This is a genomic window from Streptomyces sp. NPDC091287 (assembly GCF_044768525.1).
GTDB lineage: Bacteria > Actinomycetota > Actinomycetes > Streptomycetales > Streptomycetaceae > Streptomyces.
Genome location: NZ_JBIVUV010000004.1, coordinates 435,864 through 457,028 on the forward strand (window position 1 = coordinate 435,864; position 21,165 = coordinate 457,028).

The window sequence follows — 21,165 nt, forward strand, 5'->3', positions numbered from 1 at the left end:
GCGGGACGTGTCGGCGTCTCGTACGTAAACTCTCGCCGTCCCAACGCGCGAAGCGCCCCCACCGCCTCAGCGGTGGGGGCGCGGTGGTCACGGGTACTGGCGGCGGGTGGGGTCGAGCGCAAGGGCGAGCGGGCTCGGTGTGCCGGCCGGGTCCTCCGGCTGCGACGGCGTCGTCCGCCGGCAGACGAGGGCGTCCGGGTCTCCGGGTGGAGGCTGCAGGGTGTACCCGTCGGGGCAGGCCGGGCCGGGCGGACCTGCCTGGCCCCGTTCACCGGTCGCGCCGACCTCGCCCTTCTCTCCCTGGTCGCCCTTCTCTCCGCGCTCGCCCGGGGCGCCGTCAGTCCCGTTCGCGCCGTCGCGGCCGGGGGCGCCCGTGACGACGGGGCCGGGCGAGCCGTCCGCCCCGGGCTTCCCGTCCTGGCCATCCTCGCCAGGGGCACCGGTCTCGCCCTTCCGCCCGGCGGGACCGGTCGCGCCGGGGATCGGCACGGGCACCTCGACCCGGTCCGGCAGGTCGTCGACCGCGGCCGCCGGATCCGGCGCGGCGGGGGTGCCGCCCTCGGCCTGGATCTGCGCCCGCAACGTCCTGACGTCTCCGGCGAGGGTACTGACCGCGTCTCCCCGCCGGTCCGCCTCCGTGGCCAGGACCCCGGCCCGGGCATCGGCCCGGTCGATCTCGAGAAAGGCGACGGCCAGGCCGCCGCCGAGGGCCAGCAGCGCAGCCGTGATCCACAGCAGGTACCGGCGGCGGTAGAGAAGATGCTGAGTGCGCGTCACGGCGTACCCCCCAGCTGCGTCACCAGCAGCCGCAGCCGCGCCACTTCCAGTTCCAGGGCGGCCGCGCGCTGCTCGGCGGTGGCCTGGTCTTCCTCGGCCTTGTCCCGCTCGGCGACGAGCTTCGAGGTGAGGCTGTCGTAGGTGGTCATCAAGGTGCCCTCCCGGGACGCACGGTTCGCGCCCCGGGACCCGTAGATGGCTGCTGCGGCTGCCACCGGCGAGGCCAGCAGTGCACCCAGCGCGGTGAGCATCGCAGCATCCACACGGTCCTCCAGCGCACTATGCGGTCAGGTCAGAGACCCCGGCCCGGGGTGGCCTGGTCGGGCTGACGGTTGGGCACGGCGTAGACGACCCCCCATGCCCCGAGGACGGCGAGCACGATCGTGACGCCCTCCCCGGTCGTGAGGACCTGGTCCTGCACGGCGGTGACGGCGGCGGTCGCCCCGGCCGCGAGACCCGCGACGAGGGACTTAGCAGCGCTGCTGATCTTCATGGTCAGGACTCCTTCGTGAGAGCGGCGACGGCCGTGGTGAGCGCGTCGAGGGTGGCCTGGATCTGCTCGATCCGGCCGTGCATGTCGGGGACCTTGCCCCCGGTCTTCTTCGCCTCGGCGACCAGGGACGCGTTCTTGTACGTCCACGGGGCGACCGAGGCGTCCTTCGCGACCTGGTCGAGGCGCTTCTCGATCCGGGCCAGCCGGGCATCCTGCGCCGGGGTGAGAGCCACGGGGTCCTCCTGCTTCGGGGGGTTGGTGGGTTCGGTCGGGGTCTTGCCGGTGGCGCGGGCGACGATCGCCGGGAACACCGCCTCGCGGAACTGCTTGATGCGGGCCTTGCCGGGACAGGCGGTGCCTGAGGTCGACCAGGCCGCGAACATCGAGTGGTAGCCGAACCCGGGATCGCCGGACGTCCGGCAGATCCGCAGCGGGATGCCGTGGCGCTGGTGCGCCCACACTCCGAGCTTGATCAGCTCCTCGACTTGCGCGGCGTTCCACGGGTCCGACGCCTTCGAGTTCGAAGCGGTCTCCACCGAGATCGCCCCGGTCCCGTCGCTGCGTCTGTTCGCGCCGGCGTTGGCGTCCGCGCGGGTCTCGGTGCCGATGTACTGGGCAATGTCCCGCGCCCCGTACCCGATCCCGAAGTGCGATTCGAGATTGGTGGAGTCGCGCCAGAACTCGTACGTCCTGCGCGCGGTCCAGTTCGCGACGATGCTGTGCAGGATCAGCTGCGTCGGCCGGATCGCCGCCTGGGCGTCCGACTCCGGCTGCAACTCCATCTTCTTGGCACCGGGGTACCAGGCCATCAGGTCTCCAGACATGACGAAGCCCCGGGCCAGGCGGCGCGGGGCGGGGTGGGGGCGGGGTCAGACGACTTCGTAGACGGTGACGACCATCGCCGTGTACTGATTCAGGGTCATGCCCGTGGGCACGGTTACGTTCAGCACCAGGGTGTGTGAGCCTGCCGTCCCGAGGTCGACCCGATAGTCCTGCCCCGCTACGACACGGTCGGCGCTGGCTCCGGGTCCCTGCTGGAAGAGTGCGAACCGGGTGGTGGCCACCCCGTCCACCACGAGGCGGCCGGACCCCAGCGTTGTGGTTGCCGCCGAGAAGTCGAAGTCGAAGCTGGTGTTCACCACGGCGACCGCGTTGTCCGTCGTGGTGGTGAACGTCACTGTCGCCCCTGGGACATCGACGCCGGTCTGGGGCCCTACGAGGGACCCGCTTGCGGAGGCCTCGTAGGGGACGGGCTGCATGCGGTTGAGCTGCCCGGCGGTAACGGTCTGGCCCGCAGAGATGGGCATGCGGTTCCTCCTACAGGGCGGCACGCATCGGGTGGGTGAGGGACAGTGGCGTCGTCGCGGCGTGGGCCTTGCTGATGCGGTTGACGCTGCGGGTGACGGTCAAGAGCTGGTCCCCGGCCACGGCGAAGTCCCTGAACGCGACGGCGAAGGGCAGGGTGTTGGTGTTGGGCGGGTCGAGGATGGCCCGCAGGCCGACCCGCCCGGAGGTGAGGGCGGTGTCGGTAACCTCGACCGCCCAGGTCGTCGGCTCGGGGCTGCCGTCCGCCCACGCCCGCAGCTGGAGCAGCTGCCCGGTCGCCCGGAAGCGGCACCGGATGATAGCCCCGGCGGTGTAGGTCAGGCCGGGCACATCGATCGCGGTCGACAGCGCGGTGTCGGCCCCGTTCTGGCGGCGCATGATGCGCGCCCGGACGGTCCTGCTCGCCTGGTAGTTGAACTCGACCTCGCCGTAGTAGTAAGTGTTGCCGACGTCGGCCGGGTCCACCCGCAGCATGATCGACGCCTCTACATTCCCGCCGGCGGCCAGGGCCTGGATGGAGATGGCCACGCGGGCGTCGACGTCCGACGGCCGGTAGGAGTCCGGCAGGTAGACGCGGCGCGTGGTGTTGAGCCCGTCCACGGCGATCGTGCCGACCCCTCCGGACACGGTGAAATGCGCGGCGCTCGCCGCCGGGGCGACCTGCCAGTCGTGCCCGGAGGAGGAGACGCCCCACCCCCCGGTCGACGTCCGGGCGAACGTGTCGGCCGGAACGGGGCCGATCGAGGTCACGGTGACCTGCTCTCCGCCGACTGTGACGTCGAACGGGAACTGGTCGGTCATGTCGGTGCCCACGTAGGTGTCGGTGCGGGCCAGGCGCACGTCATCAGCGATCCACCACTCGCCGACCGTCCACCCGCTGCCCCCGACGATGCTCGGGTAGACGGAGACGGCTCCGGCGGGCAGTGTCCCGGCGACCGCGAGGCGCACCCACTGCCCGGGGGCCACGCTGGTGAGGGTCGGGAGGATGAACGTGTCGACGCCGCCCGCGTCGCGCCAGACGATGCCCATCCGCATGTCCCTGGCCAGCGTGCTGCCGTTGTAGACCCAGGCGTGCGCGGCCCACGTCTGCCCCGACGCGGCCGGGTACGTCACCCCGGCCTGCTGCATGTTGAGGGTGCCCGTGTCCGTCAGGTGGACGCGGGTGATCCGCGCCGCACCGGTCCCGGACCGGACGATGTCCCGCTCCCACGCGACGGCCCCGATCGACGCGCCGCGCGAGCACGCCCACGCACCGGCGCCCGACTCGAATCCCGGGTCGCCGATGACGTTGGGTGCTGCGGTGACCCATCGGGGGCCGGCCGTCACCGTGACGGGCAGGCCGGTGTCCGTCGCCGTGACCCCGGCCGCGAGCTCGGTGCCGTCCGTGTCCGCCCGGCCCAGCACCGGGTCCTCCACCACGCCCACCTGCCACGGGCCGGCCGGAGCGCAGTTCATCGTGATCGGCCATTCGTACAGGCCGAGGCGCTCGGTGTAGCCGAGCATGTGCTGGTCGATCACGCCGGGCGGAAGCCACGGTGGCGGGTTGCCGATCTGGAGGCGGTCCCCGATGTCCATGCCGAGGACCTCGTCGACGAGGTGCGGGGCGGCGTGTACCCACACCGTGATCGTGGGGTAGCGGTCCTCGTCCCACGTGCCGAGGTGGCACCGCCACTGTGCGATCCGGGCGGGCTGGTCGTCGGTGGCCAGGCTCAGCGTCACCGCCTCGTCGTAGAGGCCGGCTCCGTCCGGGGGCGGTTCGATGGACAGTGGCCCCGTCTCGGCCACGGCCCGCCCCGAGGACCCGCCGCGCCGCGTGACGGTGACGTCGTTGCGTAGCCGCTGGTCGTCCGGTGTCGGCTCCAGTGGCGGCGGGACCTCCCCGGGCTCGGTGTAGTCGAGCGCCAGGCGCACGGGCTGGTTGTAGAGGGTGGCCCGGTCCCGGTAGACGAGCCCGAGCCGGTCGGCCGGCTCGTACAGGATCCCGCCGTCGGTGTCCGCGGCCTCCTGGACGAGGTGCATGAGGGTGTCCGGCCGTTGTGCGCCGAGGCGTTCGGTGTCGGCCGTGGTGTCGCCGTCGATCCACGTCAGGTTGATCTGTGCGGACTCCTCGTTGGCGAGCCGCCGCATCCGGGCGATCGCCGACTCCCCGGAGAACCCGTGATCGGCGGACGTGTAGGCGGCGGTCACGGCGACGGGCATGACCGCGATGTGCCCGACCTTCAGACCGGTGATGGACGTGCTGAACTGCGTCTCGATCTGCGTGACGCGGCCGCTCGTACCGCTGTACGTGGAGCCGAAACCGCCGGCCGGGCCACCGATGTTGTACCAGTCGAGCCGCCAGGTGACCGTGCCGCCGGACTGGGAGACGCGGAAGTAGAAGCGCTGCCATCCGGTGAACACGTCGTCGCCGATGGCGACGGCCTGGTCGACGAGGAGGTCTCCGGCCGCGTCGTAGCCCTGGATGCTCGCGACGCCCTGGCGCTGGACGATGCGCCACCGGCGCACGGTGCCGGTGCTCCGCCACGACAGGAACACCCCGTCGGTGGCCGGCGGGGAGTCGACGGCGTACACCATGTGCACCGACCACTGGGTGGCCGTGCCGGACGGGGGAGGAACGACGCCGACCATGCGGCCGCCGCCCTCGACCGCGGGGAGCGCCGAGGATCCGGCCAGGGTGCTGTCCTGCCCGAACCGGAAGCCGGTCACGGTGAGCGGGCCGACTCCGTCGATGGGTGAGTAGGCCTGGGTGGCGCCGTCCTCGTCCTCGCACGGCCAGTACGCCAGCGGCGCGAACGCCGGGATCCTGCGGCGCAGCGTGCTGGCAAGGGCCTTCTGTCCCTGCCCGAGGCGGCGGCGGATCCCCGCAGCCTCGATCGGGACCCAGACGTCGGCCCCGGACACGTCCCACCGGGACGGCCAGGCGCTGATCTCCCCGTGGAACCGGAACTGTCGGTCAGAGACCTGCGCGTCGGGGCCGACAGTCCACGTGCGGCCCGCGCTGTCCGTCCAGCCCGTGGTCCCCTCCGGCTGTGCGCGGGCGTCGAAGTCCGCGACCAGGGTTCCGTTGATGCCCGACCGGACCTCGGCGCGGTGGACGCGGCCACCCACCGGGGTCCAGCCGGTGGCCGCGACCGGTGCGACCTCCAGTGGGGCGGTGCCCGCGTGGATGCTCATGGTGGGCGTACTGCTCAGCGGGTCGCCGATCTGGACCCACGGCCCGCCCATGCTGTCTGCCCAGTAGAAGCGTGCCGTGTAGCCGCCTGCCCCGTTGTCGACGTCGAGGGTCGCCCGCAGTGCGGCGCGCTTCGGCAGGGCGGGCAGCAGCTGCGACGCGAAGTACCAGACCGTGCCGTCCGTGCCCCAGCTCAGGTTCACGCTGCCGTTTTCGATCCGCAGCATGTAGGAGCGCTGGTTGCCGACGCTGACCCACTTGCCGAGCAGGGTCTGCACCGGGACGGCCCACCAGTCGGCCGTTGCCTCCACCCGCACGTCGATGTCGCCGGTGATGTCCAGGGCGCCGGTGTCCGGTGTCCTGGCGTAGGAGGAAGTGTTGCCCTCCAGTTGGAGGTAAGACTCCGGGCCCTTCACGGACACCCGGATCGGGGTGTTGCGGCCGATCAGCCCGTAGTACGGCGACAGCGGATTCCGCGGGGAGAACTTCCCGTGCCGGTTGTTGAGCTTCAGGGTGCACTTGGACGGTCCGCCCTTCCCGGCCTCGTTCTTCGTGCCCCGCTCGATCGTGATGGGCTCGCTCTCCCGGACGTCGCTGGTGACGTTGGTCCAGGTGCCGCCGATCTGGAACTCTGTGCGCCGGTCCAGGGGGAACACGGGCGTCTCCTCACTGCCCGAAGGCTTCTTGTACGTCGCCGCCCGCCTCGACGCGGACGAGCTCCTGGAGCGCGGTACGCAACGCGCTGGTGCCGCCGGACGCGTCGTAGGTGACGCGGATCTGGGCGGCGGCCCCAACCGTCTTGTGGACGGACGGGGCGCGGACGTCCTGGCGGGTGTTGAGCATCTGCTCGAGGCGGGACAGGGGCAGGACGACCTCGTCCTCCGGCCCCTCGCCGATCATCGCGAGGGTCGGCCCGGTGGTGATCCCGCCGTCGGCGAGCATCGGGATGTTGGGGGTAGACAGGGTCAGCGACGGGACGGAGACGCCCATGATGGAGCCGCCGCCGATGGTGAACGACAGCCGGTTCCAGCCGCCGATCAGCTGGTTGACCATGCCGCGGAAGCTGGAGCTGATCCCGTCCCACATGCCCGAGGCGGCCGACCGAATCTTCCCCGGGAGACTGCCGACCCAGGAGACGACCTGGCCGAACCATCCGGCGACTTTCCCGGGGATCGCGGACAGCCAGTTCACGATGGACATGACGTCGGAGACGGCCTTGCTGATGTCGGCGACGATCCAGTCCCACGCCGCGGTGGTCTTCTGAACCACCCAGTTCCACGCTGCAGCGGCGGTGTCCTTGATCCACTGCCAGGCGGCGGCGAGCTTGCCGACGATCCAGTCCCAGACGCGGCCGGTGGCGGCGGCGACCTCGTCCCACTTGAGGATGATCAGGACGATGACGGCGATCAGGGCGATGATCCCGAGGACGATCCACGTCACCGGCGAGGCGAGCATGGCCATGTTCGCGATCCAGACGGCGGCCGCGAACACCCCGAGCGCGAGGGCCAGAGCCAGGACGACGGGGACCAGGAGCTGCATCAGCCCCTTGTTCTCGGACATGAACTGCGAGGCCTGCAGGATGACCGGGAGCAGCGCCTCGCCGAGTCCCTGGGTCAGGGTCCGCATCGCGGCGTCCATCTGCTGGGCGGGGTCGTCCTCCATCGCGTCGGTGAGACCTTTGGACGCTCCGGCTGCCTTGTCCATCCCGGTGGCGGCGGCCGCGGTCGCGGGGTCCATCGCCCACAGGGCGTCCGCGCCCTCGCCGGCCATGTCGCCGAACAGGGCGACGCCGAGCTCGGCCTGCTTCGCCGGGTCCTTGATCCCGCGCAGCGCCTCGATGGTCTTCTGCAGCGCGGCCTTGGCGGGCTCGCCTCCGGCGTTGATGTCGGCCAGCATCTGCTTGGCCGGCAGGCCCATCGCCTTCAGGCCTTCGCTCGCCCGCTCGGTCTCCTCGGAGGTGATACGTGCGAACTCGTGGAGGACGTCCCCGGCCTGGTCGATGTCCTTGCCGCCCGCCTTGACGTACTGCGACAGCATGCCCATGGCGTCCTTGCCGTCCAGGCCGATCCGCGCCCAGTGCTTGCCGTACTCGTTGACGGCCTCGGTCATGTCCGCGCGCATCGACTTGGGGACGGTTTCCGCGGCCTTCGCCAGGACGTCCATGGCCTCGGTGCCGTCCTTCGCGAGCCCGTTGCTGATCATGTTTCCGGCGGCCGTGGCGGCGTCCGCCACGTCGATCCCGAAGCGTTTCGCCAGGGCGAGGGCCGCCTTGGACATGTCGGCAACTTCGGTGTCGGTCAGGTCGCCAAGGTCGCTAATGGAGGAGCCGACGGCGGCGACCGATTCGGTGACGTCGGCGAGGGACTCCCCGAAACCGGCGGCGTAGACGTCCCCGGCGATATCGCCCGCCCGCTCGGCCTCCCCTGCGGTCAGGCCGAGCTGATCGCGGAGACTGCTGCGGGCCTCGCTGATGTCCATGGCGGCGCTCAGGCCGAGGGCCAGGGCGCCGCCGGCCGCCGCACCGGCCAGGGCGGCGGGGCCGGCCATCGCGTCCAGCTTGCTGTTGACCTGCTCGGTGCCCTCGTCCACGGCGGAGGAGTCCATGCCGATGCGTACGAGGAGCTCGTCCAGGATCGTCACCGTGCCGCCTTCCTGTCGGTCTGCTGCTCGAATCCGGCCTGCAGGCCTTTGACCATCTCGAGGAGCTCGCGCCCCGTCTTGCGGGGGCGGGACCACTGGATGAGGTGGTCCTTGAGCTTGGGCAGGCGGCCCTTCTTCATGTGCGGGGCGGCGACGTCCATGCCGAGCCGGGCCGTGAGGACGTCCAACCTGCGGGGCCCGACGGGTCCGTAGAGGTTCTGGTAGGCCAGCACCCGGATCATCTCCTCGGTGGTGAACCGGGTGAGGACCTCGGCCGGGGTGATGCGCCAGGCCACGGCCAGGTCGTACTGGAGCCTCAGCTCTGGCCGTCGCCGAAATCCTCCTCGGCAGCCTTCACCTTCTGGGTGAAGTCGCGGTCCTCGTCGGACAGATGGCGCACCAGAACGAACAGACCGCCGACGATTCCGGCCGACCTCTTGGACAGGATCGCGATGCCTTCGCGCAGGTCGGGGAAGACGAGTTCCTCGGTCTCCTGGTCGTACAGGGCCTTGGCGACGATCTCCGCCTTGCGGGACTTGATCGTCATCTCGACCCCGGACGTCTCGTCCCGGCGGGTCATCTTGGAGAGCTTGTTGTGGTAGTCCTCCCAGTCGCCGGACGGGAGCCCGGTGACGCGGAAGTGGACGCCGGGCGCCCACTCGGGGATCTCCACGTCGTCCTGGTGGCGGACGTCGGAGGCCTGCCGGATGAGGTCCTTCAGTGATGCCATGTGCTGTTGCTCCTGCCTGGTCAGCCGGTCGCGGTAAGGGTCGGCTTGCCGCTGATCTTGAAAGTGACGGTGCGCTCGATCTTGTCGTCGGTGGGGTAGGCGTCACCGATGGCGGTGATCAGCGCGGTGAAGTCCCAGGTGTGCTCGTCCGCCTCGCCCGGCAGGATGACCAGCTGGTAGTCCCGGAGGTCCTTCTCCTCGAAGTCGGCGTCCAGGGCCTGGTGGCTGGTGTTGCCGGGGTCGTAGTAGATCGTGGCCTCGACCTCGCCGCCGTCCTTGAGCCCCTTGATGAACTCCCGGTAGCCGTCCGGGGAGTCGTGGGTGGTGACCTCGATGGCCTCCCGTGCGCGTGCCGGTCCGCTGAGGTCGGACACGTTCGCGACGACGGCGAAGGTCCCAGCCCCGTTGGTGTCGCGCAGCAGCTGCGTACCGAATGCGTCTTTTCCTGGCATGTCAGGCTCCCAGCTCGAGGACGCGCACGCTCAGGGAGGTGACGGCGTCGTAGGTGATCGCTGCCCGCCCGGCGGTTCCCCGGAAGATCGCGGTCAGCGGGATGAGGCCGGTCTTCCCGGCGGCCACGACGAGCGTGGCGTCCGCCACGGGGTGGCCGTGCACGGTCCCCGGGGTGGCGATGGTGATGGTGCGTGAGGACGCGCCGGAGTTGATGGCGAGGAGGAACAGCCGCTCGCCGACCGGGGCGGTGTCCCCGCTCACGGTGGCGGCGGTGGCTCCTGTGGTGATGTCCGGGATGCCGCCGAGGGTGACGGCCCGGGTGGCTGCCAGAGCGGCCATGGTGTGTCCTTCCGGTCAGGGGGCGGGCGGCTGCTCGGTGACCACCCGGAAGCGCTGCACGAGGTGGCGGATGTCGCCGGGCGGCGTCGGGTCGGTCAGCGTCTGGGAGAACTCGAACCGGGTGGCGACGTGGTCCAGGCCCTCCAGGGTGAGCGGCCGGTGGTCCAGCAGCGCGACGATCCGGGCCCCGATGCTTTGGACCCGGGCGTAGCCGCGGTACTGGTCCCACCCGTGGAGGGTGACGACGGTCTGCCGCCCGTACCGGTCGTGGGAGTTGTCCGGGATCTCGGTGGCCTCGCCGATGACGACGAACGGGTAGCCGACGTCCTCGGGCAGGTAGTCGTAGACCCCGGCGTTCAGGTCACTGAGGGCGCTGTCGCCGGTCAGCACCGCGTACAGGGCCCGTTGGACAGGCCCCATCGTTTCTGGGGCTGTGGTCACCGCAGGGCCCTGCGCACTTCTTCGGTCAGCCGCCCCTGGTAGCGGCCGCGCTCCGCCTCCAGGGCGGGGCCGAGCGCGGGCTGCGCGGGTGCGCGGCGGGTGCCTGCCTCGAGGAAGTGGGCGTAGAAGTCCTCGGGGTCGTGCCAGCCGACGCGTGCGGTCAGGCCGTCGTCGTCGTACTTGATGTCGACCTTCTCCTGGAGGTTGCCGGAGTCCTTCGCGACGTCGCGCTGGGTGTCCGCCTTCACCGCCTCGGCGGCCTCCTTGACCGCCTTCTTCAGCGCCTGGACGATCGCGTCGTCCAGTTCCTCCAGGCGGCCGCGCAGCCGCGCGGCCCCCTGGATTTCCACGGTGATGCCGGAGCGGGCCACGTCTGTCACCTCTTCCGGAGCAGCTTGCGGATCTCGTGGAGTTCGCCGGCCACAGCGAGGACCGCCCACCTGAGACGGTCCGCAGCGTTGGAGTCGGGGCTGTCGGTGTCCTCGGCGCGCAGCCGGCACGTCTCCGGGTCGGCGGGGCGCGGCGGGCGCGGTTCGGGGGCGGTGTCCATCAGGTGCCTTTCTGCCGCTGAATCAGTTCGCAGTCGGCCCGGAGGTAGCGGGGGCCCGACGGCTGCAGGGCGGCGTGGACGGTGAGGGTCTGGCCGTCGCCGCGCAGCTGGTCGCCGCGCAGCACGTCGGACCCGTCGGCGAGGTAGACGGTGTGGGTGTGCTTGCTGCCCGCCTGCTGGGCGAGCATCCGGTCCGCGGCCGACGGCTGGTCGACCTTGGCGCGCACCTCACCGGTCTGCACCCACACCGACGTCTGTCCGCCGGCCCCGTCCGGCGAGGTGGTCTCGCGCCAGACCTCCATGGTCCGGTTGAGCCACCGGCCGATACTCACGTCCGGGCCCGGTACAGGCCGAGCGCCTTGCGGTCGGCGGGGGTCAGCTCGATGCCGAGGGCGTCGGCCGCCCAGGCCTTGGAGTGGTCGCCCAGCGATTCGCTGGTGAGGCGCTCGAAGTTGGACCAGCCGCCGGCCGCCAGGCGCAGCGTGAGGCGCTTGATCCCGGCGGGGATCGTGGCGTATCCGGCGGTGTAGGTGACCTCGATGGCCCGGTCGTGGGTCGGCCAGTCGGCGCCGCGCCGGTGCAGGATCCCCGACCGGGACCAGGTGTAGTCCTGCTCCTTGCCGAAGGTGAGGTCCTCGCCGTCGTCGGTGTCGGAGGTGAGGGTGACCGAGGCGACGGCGGTAACGGGCCAGCGGGGCAGGAGCAGCTTCCGGGATCCGGTGGTGCCCTGGTAGCGGCTGTCCTCGATGACCGGCCCGTCCAGGGTGACGGTGTCCTCGGCCGCCTCTAGGTGCTGCCCGGTCTCCTCGTCGATGACGCCCTCGGCCAGCTCGATCAGGAGCTCGGCCGTCGCGGTGTCGTCGTCGCTGAAGGAGGGCTGCCGCAGCAGGAGACGCAGGTTCTCCGCGGTGGCGTACGGCATCAGTCGCCGTCCGCGTCGCGGCGCCGCTCGAGCTCGGCCAGGACCACGGCGCGGATGTCGTCCTTCTTCGTGGCGTCACCGAGGTCGATGTCCTGCTCGGCGGCGTACGCCTTGAGCTGCTCCACGGTCATCTTCTCGACCGGGACCTCGTCGCCCTGCCCGCCGGTGACCGGCTCCTGCTCGGTGGGGCCGGCCGTACGGCGGGGCGGCTCGGCGGCCTGGCCAGTGACGGGCTTGCAGTCTCCGGCGGCGATCCGTCGGCGGGCCTCCGCGGCGGACATGTCGATGATCTGCCCCGGATGGACGGTTCCGAGGCGGGGGCTCGCCATGAGGCGTTGCATCTCTACGAGCATGGTGCTCCTCCTGCTCTGGTCGGGAAACGCCGCGGGCGCCCAGCTGGTGGGCGCCCGTGCGGCGTTGCTGGGTGGGGCAGGGTCAGGGCTTGACGCGGCCCTTGCCGCGGATGACGGTCACGCCGAAGGAGGCGTCTCCGGTGCCGGCGTCGGTGGCCACGGCGCGGATGTACCGCTTGATGCCGTGGTAGCCGATGACGGTGACCGTGGTCGCGGTGAGGGTGGCGGGCTCGGTGCCGTCCAGGTCGGCGGCCGCGACGGCGGTGAACCCGCTGCCGGAGGCGTCGGACTCCTGGATCTCGATGCTGAAAGCGGCGTTGGCGACGGCCCCGGTGGTGATGACCACCGCGGCGGCGTCGTAGTTCGCCAGGTCGACGGCGGTGCCGGTCGCCGTGGCGGTCTGGGCGGCCGGGGCCAGGGTGGCGATGACGTCCAGGCTGTTCTTGATGTCGGTGCGCATGAGTGTGCTCCGTTCTCGGTGTGGGCCTGCGCGGGGCGCGGGTCAGGCGACGACGTCGTTGGACTGCAGGCGGATGAACGCCTCGGCGAGGACCGGCATGCCGTCGGCCTCCTGGCGGCCGATGAACCCGACCTGGTTCGACTCGGCGTACAGCTCGTTCAGGCGCTGCACCTCGAAGGAGAGGGCCTCGGCGATCCAGTAGTAGGAGAAGTCGCCGAGCATCCCGACGTAGTCGCCGTCGCCGAAGGTGCTGGGCGCGAACTCGGAGGTGATGAACGGGATGTCGAGGATGCGGTCGCCCTGGTCGCTGGCGAGGCCGGCCTTCCAGATGTAGTTCCCGTCGCCGTCCTTCAGCTTGCGGACGGAGGCGATCATCATCCGGTGGAACAGCCACCGGGCCTTCGCGTGGTAGGCGCTCTTGAGCGTGTACTTGGCGGTGATGAGGTCGTCCGCGGAGTTCCCGCCGGCGGCGTTGACGAACCCGGACCCGGTCGTGGACACGTCGACGTCCCGTGTGGTGGGGATGCCGTCGGCGTTCGGGGTGAACAGGCCCAGCGGCTTCTGGTTCCCGTCGCCGGTCATGTAGGCCTTCTCGGCCGTCACGCCGAACTTGTACTCCATGCGCTCACGGACCAGCGTCTCCGGGTTCATGACCGCCGCCCGCAGCAGCTTCCGGCTGATCTTGACCCGCTTGGCGAGCGGGTGGGGCCGCAGCTCGCGCTTCCCGAACCGCAGTCCGTCGTCCTGGCTGCCGGTGCCGAGCTCGCTCGTCCACTCGGCGTCGGAGAGGTCGTTGTCCAGCGTCGGCACGCCGAGGGACTCGGCCTGGGTCAGCTGGTGCACAGTCGCAAGTCCCCGCAGCGCGACCATGTCGTCCACGCCCTTGAGGAGGTCCTTCACGAACTGCTGCGGGGCGACGAGGAACCCGCCCTCGGGGTCGTGCCCGGCGTTCAGCGCCCGGGCCTGCGCATCGGTGAGGACGGCCCGGCCGCCCAGCAGGTAGGCACGCAGCGCGCCCATGGCGACCTCTCCCCCACGGCCGGTCGGCTTGTCGTCCTCGGTCTCGTCCTCGCGGTCATCGGCCTCGAGGCGCTCGGCTCGCTCGATGGTGGCGTCGACTCCGTCGCGCTCGTCCATGAGCTTGTCGAACCGGGTCTCCTCCTCCGGCGTCATGGAGCGGCCCTCGTCCTCGGCCTGCTTCATGATGGTGCGGGCGTCGGCGCCCAGCTTGGTGCGCTTGGTGCGCAGCTCCCGGATCTTCACGGGTGTCTCCGTTCGGTGTGGTGAGGTGCCCCGCGCGGCTGCGCGGCGCGGGGGTCAGATACCGGCGAGCCGGAGCAGCCGGGAGTTGTCGACGGCGGGCGCCTGGCGCTCGTCGTCCTCGTCCTCGTTCTCGTCGTCGGTTCCGCCGGCGGCGTCGAGGAGCTCCTGCAGGGCGGTGGCCGCGTTCTGTACGAGGGTCTTGTTCTTCTTGGACAGAACGGCCCCGGCCCGGGCGCCGACGGTGTCCAGCTCGGCGAGCTTGGACATGACGGCCTGGGCGACCTCGTTCGGTGTGCCGCGCACGTCCAGGCCCCGGACCAGGTCCAGGGCGCTGCGCCCGGATTCGACGATGGCGTTGGGGTCCATCGGCAGCGGGACGGCGGAGACCTCGAACAGTTCCCAGCCCTCGGGGGTCCCGGAGTCGTCGATGTTCCAGACGTCGAACCCGATGGAGAACGCGTTCATCATCCGGGCCCGGTACTTGCGTTCCACCGTGACGGCGAACTCGTCGTCCTGGTCGAAGACGACGTCCATGCGCAGCTTGTCGTCGTCGATCCACGTCTTGTCGGACCGTCCGATCGGCAGGCCGTCGCGCCCCCAGTAGGAATGCCCGTACCCGACGACGGGGTTGGACTGGAACCGGCCGAGCTCGGCGCCCTTCATCGTGAGGTTGAGGCCGTCACCCTTGCGCCCCTCGGTCGCCGCGATGATCGACAGCGGCTTGCCCGCCGCGTCGTCGTCGCCGTCCGCGCGGGCGACGTAGCCGCGCAGGTAGTGCCGCTGTCCCTTCACCGGTTCCTCCTCGGTTCCTTGATCTGCCGGTCGCGCGGCGGGGTGCTCTGCCGGCGCTGCCCGTCGGGCGGGCCGTCCCGGAGATCGGCGCCCGCCGCCTCGTCGTCGCGCCCCTGGCCGTAGCCGTCGCGCCAGCCGCGCAGGTACTCCTCGGACGGCTCGCTCACAGCGGGATCACCTCGCACAGGCAGCCGGCATGGACCGGCGGGTGGAACGTGTCGCGCTTGGCGGTCAACTTCTGGCCCTCCTCGTCGCCGTCGATGTCTTCGCCCTTGGCCACGAACGGGTCCTCGATCTTCCGGACCGAGCCGTCGAGCTTCTTGCAGTACGGGCAGTTCTCCGACCCGCGGGCCACCCACTGGATCCGCTTCACCCCGGCCTCGCGCCACGTCTCACGCGCGGCCGCGTTCGGGAGCTGGGCGGTTTCCCACCGGGTGACCTGATCGGGCTTCTCCTCCTGCCACTTCGCCAGGCGGGCCAGGACGTCGGCGACGATCGCCTCCGGGGTGTCCGCCGACTGCGCGGCGTTGCGCAGCTGCCCGTAGGAGGTGGCCACCTGGTAGGCGACGTGGGCCAGGGCGTAGGCGCGGGCCCACACCGACAGGTCGACGTCCTCCTCGGCCCCGACCTCGTCGGCCGCGTCCACTGCGACGTCGGCGGCGAACACGGTGAACAGCGGGACCCACAGCTCGGTGAGCATCTCGGCCACCGGGCCGTCGGACGCGTACAGCGCACTGAGGCCGGTGAGGAACGTGGACAGCGACCGCGTCCGCAGCCGGCCGCGCTCCGGCTCGAGATGCTGGGCCACCAGCTCGGTGACCATCTCCGCCTCGAACGCCACCAGCTCGTTCACGCTCTCGCGGATCTTCGGCCCGTAGGCGTCGGCGAGCTTGTCCCGAACCGTGCTGCCGCGCCCGCGCATGAGGCGGGCCCGGCGCACAGTGTTCGGCTCGATCGCCCGGGCGTCGCCGCCGGCGGGAACCATGTTCAGCGGGACGAGGTAGGCGTCGCCGCCCTCCACCGGGTTGAGGTTCTCCTTCTCCCGGACGTCGTTCGCCGACAGCCAGCCCCATTGGCGGCCCACCGCGTAGGCGGCGTACCGGGCCGCGGTGTCGCCGCGCAGCAGGGAGTCGACGAGGAACTCGGCGTAGAACCGCTGCCGCTCCTCGGGCAGGAGCAGCTGCGTGAGGACCGCCTGCTCCCACCGGACGAACCAGATGTTCAGCGCGCCCTGGACGTAGTCGAGCTGCTGCTGCTCGATGTTGGAGAACGTCGCCCGGTCCAGGTCGCCGATCTTGTGCGGGGGAAGGCGCAGCCACCGCGACATCTCGGTCACCTGAAGCTTGCGGGTCTCGAGGAACTGGGCGGCGTCGTTGGGGACGCCGACCTGTTGCCAGGTCACGCCCTCCTCGAGGATCGCCACGCGGTGCGCCCGGTCGATGCCCTTGTGGATGTTCTCCCAGTCGTCGGCCATCCTGCGGCGGGCTTCCGGGGAGAGGTTCGACGGGTGGGAGAGGGCGCCGCCGGGGGCGGCCCCGTTGGAGAACACCTTGGCCCCGTGGTGTTCGGTGGCCAGGCCGAGGCCGATGGCGTTCGCGGCGAGGTTGACGACGGAGTAGCCTTCCACCCCGTCGAACCCGAGGCCCCCGATGTGGAGGACCTCGTGGGGCAGGAGCACGGTGTGGATGCCGTTGACGTCGTCGTCGTACCGGTAGCGGCGCTCGAAGCGGCCCGGCCCGGTGCGCTTCACGCCGATCTTGATGCGGTCCGGGCGCAGCGGCCACAGCTCCTCGATGACGCCGGTGCGCTTGTTGCTGACGACGTACGCGATGCCGTTGCCCCACGTGATCGCGTGGCCCATCAGCGTCTCTTTGAACTGCACCGCCGACATCATCGGGTTGGGCTGGTCGTGCAGCAGCCTGTACAGCGGGTGCCCGGTCGCACGCTGCTTGCCCCGCGGCTGCAGCCGCTCGTACAGGAACATCGGCAGCGCGCCAACGTCCTCGGACAGGACCCGCACCCCGGCGAAGAACGGGGAGTAGGTGAGGGCGGTGTCCTGGTCGACGCGGATCCCGGCGGAGTTGACCGACCCCCCGCGCATCCAGTCCTCCACCCACTTCTCCGGGGTCGCGATCCCGGACAGCGCGCTGCGCATGAACCCCACGTCAGGCTCCCTTCTGCTGGTCGCCGGCCGCCGTGCGGTTCGCGCTGTGCGCCCCGGCGACGCCGACGGCCAGGAGCACGAGGCCGGCGACAGTGACGCCGAGCCATGGGGCGAGGAGGAACAGGCCGAGGCCGATGAGGCCTACGCCGACCAGGACCAGGGCGTCCCAGCGGTCCACGGGTTCCACGAATCTCCCTTCGGGGTTACAGGGCCATGCCCTGGGACTCGTAGATGGACGGGGCGGGCATGCCGCGCATCCCGCCGTCGATGGCGAACAGCAGGGAGGGCATGCCGTCGATGCGCTTGCCGGTCTTCCCGCGGTCCGGCTTCACCGGCCGGATGCGGTCCGGGTCGTCCCGGGGGCTCTTGCACTCGAGGTTGTCGGCCATCCACCGCGCGACCGGGTTGCCGTAGTGGGCGTACTCCCGGGCCTTCAGCCCGCGCATGAACTCCGCCATCGGCGGCGTCATCCGGCTGTAGGTGGTGTCCGACTCGACCATCTTCAACCGAGTCCGTTTGACGATCTCCTGGCGGACCGGCTCACCGCACCACTTGTCGTACGTGATGTCGACGATGGAGTACAGCTGGTGGTCGGTCTCGACGTCGTCGTAGATCGTGTCGTAGTCGATCGTGTCGCCGTCGGTGAGCGTGATCCACCCATCGGCGGCCCACTCGGAGAACTTCCCGCCGGTGTAGCCGTCCAGGTGGTCGGCGATGGACTCCGGAGCCCAGAACCGCCACGTCATCGACCCGTCGGGGAACAACAGGCTCCAGGCGGTCAGGTCCAGCTTGCTGGACAGGTCCAGGCCCGCCCAGCAGCGCTCGCCCTCGAGACGGCCGGTGACCCAGCCCGGGTTCGGGGCGATCTCCCGGGCGTTCTGGTCCCACAGGTCCATCGGGATCCACCGGGTGATCTGGGAGACCCGCTGGTTCAGCCGGAACTGGCGGAACCCGTTCTCCGCGCTGTGGTTCTGCCGGGCCTCCTCGGCCTCCTCGCGCAGTGACTGGATCGAGAGGAACGTGCCCAGCGCCGGGTTGGCCCAGTGCCAGTTCGCCTCGTCCCACGGATCGGTGGAGACCGGGAGCTCCGGCCGGGCGGGGAACAGCCGCCACAGCCGCTCGAGCTCGTCGACCGTACGCGGCATCTTGCGCACGTACGCGAAATGGTGCGGCGCCCGGGCCGGGTCCTCCATGACCCGGTCGGCCTCGTCGATGAACTCCGCACCGAACGACACCTGATCCGACGTCTCGGTCGTGATCGCGATCATCAGCGGCTGCGTGCGCGCGCCGGCCGCCGTACGCATCGCCTTCCACAGCGAGTCGTCCGGCTGCGAGAGGACCTCGTCCAGGATGAAACAGTGCGGCGAGTGCCCGAGCTCGTTGTCCGCGTCGGCCGGGATGACCTCGTAGTGCGAGCCGGTCTGCTCGTCGACCAGGCGCCGCTGGTTCTTGATGTGGTCCAGGCGCGCAGCGAGGATCGGCGACTTCCGCACCATCTTGGTGCAGGGCTCGAACACCTTCCCGGCCTGCCGGGTGTTGGCGGCCGCGCCGTAGATCTCCGCGGACTCCTCGCCGTCCCCGACGAGCATGTACAGCGCGATCCCGGACAGCAGCGCGCTCTTGCCGTTCTTCCGGGCCATGACGATCGTGGCCCGGGTGTAGCGGCGGACGTAGCGCCCCCACTGGTCCGACCAGTGGACCTCCCCGAACAGCGGCCGGATGATCTCGTGTTCCTGCCACGGCGACAGGTCGAACCGCTGGTTGGCGAGCGCCCCGGCGGGGTGGACGAGCAGCTCGGCGAAGAACTGGACGACGCGGTCGGCGCGCGGCTCGCAGTAGTGCGCCCCGGCCCGCTCGCACGTCTTGCCGTCCAGGGTGTAGCCGCAGCGGCCGCCCTTGCGGGAGCGCGGCCGCCACCTCTTCGTGTGGTCGATCCGCAGCGCCCGCGCCCGGCGGCGGCCGGGCGGCCGCGTCGCAGCCTTGGACCTCGAGGGCCTGGCCGTGGTCCGCGCAGCCATGACCACCCCCGACGGTCAGGACAGCAGCCGCTCCGCCCCGGCCGGATTCGTCGGCGGTGCGATCTTCAGCTGACTGCGGTCGGACGGGGTGAGACCGAACCGGGCCCCGTACCGCTGGACCTGGGCATCGGCCGCATCGAGCGCCAGGAGCCACGGGTTCTTGCCCTGGCGGTGGCCGCTGATGTCCCCGTTCTTGTTGAACACCGGGAGCTCCACCACCGCGCCCTCCTGGGCGACGTGCTCGGCGGCGTCGCGCCGGCGGACCACCGCGTCGCACCAGTTGGCGTACGCCTCGGTGTCCCACGCGGTCAGGACGCCCTTGCCGATCAGGTCGTCGGCAAGCTGCTCCCACACCTGGACCGCGTCCTCGCTCAGCCAGTCCGGCGGTTCAATCTCCAGCTCGGAGGGCTGCGGCTCGTCGGTGTTGATCCGGTCCTTGCGGTCACCGTGCAGGACCCGCAGGGCGGTCGGCTTCCCGGCCGGTCCACGCTGACCCATGATCACCTCCGGTCACAATCGGTTACGGCGGGGGTCCCGGTACGGCGGATCCGAAAACCTGTCAGCGCGAGACAGGGCTCCCCCCCGCGTTCCGCGGGTCCCCGGGGCAGGGATTTGAGGCCCCCTACCCGGTGACGCTCAGTATTCCGGGCCCTTGCGGTTCCATCCGCCGGGCTGATGCTTCGCTGTCTCCGATGAGTGGCACGAGGCGCACAGGCCGCGTCCGCGCCGGGGGTCGTGGTCGTCCAGCCCGCGCGCGAGGAGCTCGCGCTTGGACAGCGGCCAGTGGTCGGCGTGCACGGCCGGCGCGTCCTTGCACACCACACACGTGGTGTCGCGGGCCAGCACCCCAGTGCGGAACCGCTGCTCGTGCTCGCGTCCGTAGCCCTGGGCGGCAGCCGAGGGGCGGGGGCGGGGGCGCGCGCACCGCGGGCACTTCGCCGACCCGGGGGTGGGCGTGCCGGAGCAGCCTCCTGTGGTGCACCTCTTCGGCGCGCGGCTCGGCACGCGGCCTACTTGAGGGGTGTCAGGTAGGGCATCTGGCCAGTCTCAAGCAGGTACTCGCCGGCCTTCTTCAGCAGGCCGCCGAGCTCTGTGCGCACGCTGGCCTCGTCCACGGTGTCGTTCACCACGGGGACGGTGAACGTGCCGATGTCGGCGCAGATCTGCTCATCACCGACCTCGACATCGAGGTGCACGACGCTCGTGATCTCTGCAGCCATGGGTCCTCCTGGGTTGGTCCGCCGTCCGGTCGCTGCGCGCACCCGTAGACGCCCAGTCGGGCCCCCACGGGGAGGATCTCCTCGGTCCCATCGCCGGACGGCGGGGCTAGGGGTGTTGCTCGGGGATGCCGACGAGGCGTAGGGCGCGGGCGCGGGTCTTGAGTTCGGCGCGGGCTACGTCGGCGAGGTCGTAGAGGGGGTGGCCGTCCTCGGTGAGGCCGCGGCGGGTGAGGTGTCCGCGGGTGGCCCAGTAGCGGATGGAGGCTGGGCGTATGACGGCGGCGCCGGCGGAGTAGAACTGACGGGCGCGGGTGGCGTGGGCGGCGGCCTGGGCTGTGGTGAGGAGCTCGGTGTCCATGGGCCTCCCTCGGGACGCAGCAGAGCCCCTGGCCGACGGGCAGGGGCTCTGTAGACACACGTGTGGTGGTGGCATCAGTGTGGCGCTAAGCGTGGATCTTGTCCAGCGGCGTTCTGCCGGGTTGTGGCGAAGCCCCCGCCGGGGTCGGTCCGGCGGGGGCTTCTGGCCGGGCGCTACCCGGCGTGCAGGGCCAGTGTGTCAGTCCTTCCCGGCGGCCTTCTCCTGCTCGCGCTGCTTCTTGCTCTCGGCGTTCTTCTTGGCGAGGTCGCCGGTGCTGATGCTCTTGGGCAGTGCCATGGTCAGGCCCTTTCGTGGTGGACGTGGTGGCGGACGGGGTGGGTGGGGTCGTCGGTGATCCGGAAGGGGTACGGGGAGGCCTTGCCCGTGTTGTTGTTGTTGCTCTGACCTGGGGCAACAACGCCAACAACAGGGTCACCAAGAGGGGTTGGGGGGAGGGGTGGGAAGTCCTCCTTGTGGACCCCCTCCCTGCCGCCCACCGGGGGCACTCGTACGCCGGGCCGTACGCGGATGCTGTGGCGGGTGAGGAGGGCGCGCACGTGGCGGGTGGCCCAGGGGGTGGCGGGGAGGCCCATGAGGGGGGTGCGGGTGAGGCGCTCGGCGAGGGTCGCGAGGTGGACCCCGGAGCCCTCCGTGTACGTCTCGTCGAGGATGACCGCGACGTACCCGAGCGGGA

29 protein-coding genes are annotated in these 21,165 nt (G+C 71.0%); all 29 read right to left on the reverse strand.

Going from position 1 to position 21,165, the window contains the following annotated elements; all coding sequences use genetic code 11:
- Positions 1–87: 87 nt before the first annotated feature.
- Complete coding sequence (locus ACIQRW_RS08675) at positions 88–777, reverse strand: collagen-like protein (RefSeq protein WP_403756313.1); 690 nt, start codon at positions 775–777, stop codon at positions 88–90.
- Complete coding sequence (locus ACIQRW_RS08680; protein ID WP_403756316.1) at positions 774–1,040, reverse strand: hypothetical protein; 267 nt, start codon at positions 1,038–1,040, stop codon at positions 774–776. Before ACIQRW_RS08680 ends, ACIQRW_RS08675 begins: the two co-directional genes overlap by 4 nt.
- A gap of 29 nt (positions 1,041–1,069) precedes the next feature.
- Positions 1,070–1,270 (reverse strand): hypothetical protein, encoded by a 201-nt coding sequence (locus ACIQRW_RS08685; RefSeq protein WP_403756318.1) that lies wholly within the window; start codon positions 1,268–1,270, stop codon positions 1,070–1,072.
- Between the two features lie 2 nt (positions 1,271–1,272).
- Positions 1,273–2,079 (reverse strand): N-acetylmuramoyl-L-alanine amidase, encoded by an 807-nt coding sequence (locus tag ACIQRW_RS08690; protein WP_403756321.1) that lies wholly within the window; start codon positions 2,077–2,079, stop codon positions 1,273–1,275.
- 60 nt (positions 2,080–2,139) lie between these two features.
- Positions 2,140–2,577: a hypothetical protein gene (locus ACIQRW_RS08695; protein ID WP_403756325.1), complete on the reverse strand. Its 438-nt coding sequence runs from the start codon at positions 2,575–2,577 to the stop codon at positions 2,140–2,142.
- Positions 2,578–2,587: 10 nt separating this feature from the next.
- Positions 2,588–6,424: a hypothetical protein gene (locus tag ACIQRW_RS08700; protein ID WP_403756328.1), complete on the reverse strand. Its 3,837-nt coding sequence runs from the start codon at positions 6,422–6,424 to the stop codon at positions 2,588–2,590.
- Between the two features lie 10 nt (positions 6,425–6,434).
- On the reverse strand, positions 6,435–8,408 hold the full coding sequence (locus tag ACIQRW_RS08705; RefSeq protein WP_403756331.1) for a phage tail tape measure protein: 1,974 nt from the start codon (positions 8,406–8,408) through the stop codon (positions 6,435–6,437).
- Complete coding sequence (locus ACIQRW_RS08710) at positions 8,405–8,704, reverse strand: hypothetical protein (RefSeq protein WP_403756334.1); 300 nt, start codon at positions 8,702–8,704, stop codon at positions 8,405–8,407. Before ACIQRW_RS08710 ends, ACIQRW_RS08705 begins: the two co-directional genes overlap by 4 nt.
- A 20-nt stretch (positions 8,705–8,724) precedes the next feature.
- A complete protein-coding gene (locus ACIQRW_RS08715; RefSeq protein ID WP_403756336.1) occupies positions 8,725–9,138 on the reverse strand; it encodes a hypothetical protein in 414 nt (137 codons plus the stop codon).
- 20 nt (positions 9,139–9,158) lie between these two features.
- Positions 9,159–9,590 carry a phage tail tube protein gene (locus ACIQRW_RS08720; RefSeq protein ID WP_403756339.1) on the reverse strand — a complete coding sequence of 144 codons (432 nt, stop codon included), beginning with the start codon at positions 9,588–9,590 and terminating at the stop codon, positions 9,159–9,161.
- Position 9,591: 1 nt separating this feature from the next.
- Positions 9,592–9,930 (reverse strand): hypothetical protein, encoded by a 339-nt coding sequence (locus tag ACIQRW_RS08725; protein ID WP_403756342.1) that lies wholly within the window; start codon positions 9,928–9,930, stop codon positions 9,592–9,594.
- 15 nt (positions 9,931–9,945) lie between these two features.
- A complete protein-coding gene (locus ACIQRW_RS08730; RefSeq protein WP_403756345.1) occupies positions 9,946–10,350 on the reverse strand; it encodes a DUF3168 domain-containing protein in 405 nt (134 codons plus the stop codon).
- Positions 10,351–10,367: 17 nt separating this feature from the next.
- Entirely contained in the window at positions 10,368–10,742 is a 375-nt protein-coding gene (locus ACIQRW_RS08735) for an HK97-gp10 family putative phage morphogenesis protein (RefSeq protein ID WP_403756348.1), read from the reverse strand.
- A 5-nt stretch (positions 10,743–10,747) separates the two neighbouring features.
- Positions 10,748–10,921, reverse strand: a complete 174-nt coding sequence (locus ACIQRW_RS08740; RefSeq protein ID WP_403756350.1) for a hypothetical protein — start codon at positions 10,919–10,921, stop codon at positions 10,748–10,750.
- A complete protein-coding gene (locus ACIQRW_RS08745) occupies positions 10,921–11,253 on the reverse strand; it encodes a phage head closure protein (protein ID WP_403756353.1) in 333 nt (110 codons plus the stop codon). The genes ACIQRW_RS08740 and ACIQRW_RS08745 overlap by 1 nt, the downstream gene beginning before the upstream one ends.
- Positions 11,250–11,843 carry a hypothetical protein gene (locus ACIQRW_RS08750; RefSeq protein WP_403756356.1) on the reverse strand — a complete coding sequence of 198 codons (594 nt, stop codon included), beginning with the start codon at positions 11,841–11,843 and terminating at the stop codon, positions 11,250–11,252. Before ACIQRW_RS08750 ends, ACIQRW_RS08745 begins: the two co-directional genes overlap by 4 nt.
- Positions 11,843–12,196, reverse strand: a complete 354-nt coding sequence (locus ACIQRW_RS08755; RefSeq protein WP_403756359.1) for a hypothetical protein — start codon at positions 12,194–12,196, stop codon at positions 11,843–11,845. Before ACIQRW_RS08755 ends, ACIQRW_RS08750 begins: the two co-directional genes overlap by 1 nt.
- 82 nt (positions 12,197–12,278) lie before the next feature.
- Positions 12,279–12,656: a hypothetical protein gene (locus ACIQRW_RS08760; protein WP_403756361.1), complete on the reverse strand. Its 378-nt coding sequence runs from the start codon at positions 12,654–12,656 to the stop codon at positions 12,279–12,281.
- Between the two features lie 42 nt (positions 12,657–12,698).
- On the reverse strand, positions 12,699–13,919 hold the full coding sequence (locus ACIQRW_RS08765; protein WP_403756364.1) for a phage major capsid protein: 1,221 nt from the start codon (positions 13,917–13,919) through the stop codon (positions 12,699–12,701).
- Positions 13,920–13,973: 54 nt separating this feature from the next.
- Complete coding sequence (locus ACIQRW_RS08770; protein WP_403756366.1) at positions 13,974–14,711, reverse strand: hypothetical protein; 738 nt, start codon at positions 14,709–14,711, stop codon at positions 13,974–13,976.
- Positions 14,708–14,878 (reverse strand): hypothetical protein, encoded by a 171-nt coding sequence (locus ACIQRW_RS08775; protein ID WP_403756369.1) that lies wholly within the window; start codon positions 14,876–14,878, stop codon positions 14,708–14,710. Before ACIQRW_RS08775 ends, ACIQRW_RS08770 begins: the two co-directional genes overlap by 4 nt.
- Positions 14,875–16,866: a phage portal protein gene (locus tag ACIQRW_RS08780; RefSeq protein ID WP_403756436.1), complete on the reverse strand. Its 1,992-nt coding sequence runs from the start codon at positions 16,864–16,866 to the stop codon at positions 14,875–14,877. The genes ACIQRW_RS08775 and ACIQRW_RS08780 overlap by 4 nt, the downstream gene beginning before the upstream one ends.
- Positions 16,867–16,876: 10 nt before the next feature.
- Positions 16,877–17,062: a hypothetical protein gene (locus tag ACIQRW_RS08785; protein ID WP_403756371.1), complete on the reverse strand. Its 186-nt coding sequence runs from the start codon at positions 17,060–17,062 to the stop codon at positions 16,877–16,879.
- 16 nt (positions 17,063–17,078) lie between these two features.
- Positions 17,079–18,893 (reverse strand): terminase large subunit, encoded by a 1,815-nt coding sequence (locus ACIQRW_RS08790; RefSeq protein ID WP_403756374.1) that lies wholly within the window; start codon positions 18,891–18,893, stop codon positions 17,079–17,081.
- Between the two features lie 15 nt (positions 18,894–18,908).
- A complete protein-coding gene (locus tag ACIQRW_RS08795) occupies positions 18,909–19,391 on the reverse strand; it encodes a phage terminase small subunit P27 family (RefSeq protein WP_403756377.1) in 483 nt (160 codons plus the stop codon).
- A gap of 138 nt (positions 19,392–19,529) precedes the next feature.
- Positions 19,530–19,898 carry a holin gene (locus tag ACIQRW_RS08800; RefSeq protein ID WP_403756381.1) on the reverse strand — a complete coding sequence of 123 codons (369 nt, stop codon included), beginning with the start codon at positions 19,896–19,898 and terminating at the stop codon, positions 19,530–19,532.
- A 5-nt stretch (positions 19,899–19,903) separates the two neighbouring features.
- The gene (locus tag ACIQRW_RS08805) at positions 19,904–20,113 is read right to left on the reverse strand and encodes a hypothetical protein (RefSeq protein WP_403756384.1); all 210 of its coding nucleotides are present in this window, start codon (positions 20,111–20,113) and stop codon (positions 19,904–19,906) included.
- A gap of 106 nt (positions 20,114–20,219) precedes the next feature.
- On the reverse strand, positions 20,220–20,471 hold the full coding sequence (locus ACIQRW_RS08810; protein ID WP_403756387.1) for a MerR family transcriptional regulator: 252 nt from the start codon (positions 20,469–20,471) through the stop codon (positions 20,220–20,222).
- A gap of 299 nt (positions 20,472–20,770) precedes the next feature.
- Positions 20,771–21,165 (reverse strand): hypothetical protein (locus tag ACIQRW_RS08815; protein ID WP_403756389.1); only part of this gene is annotated, 395 nt, incomplete at its 5' end.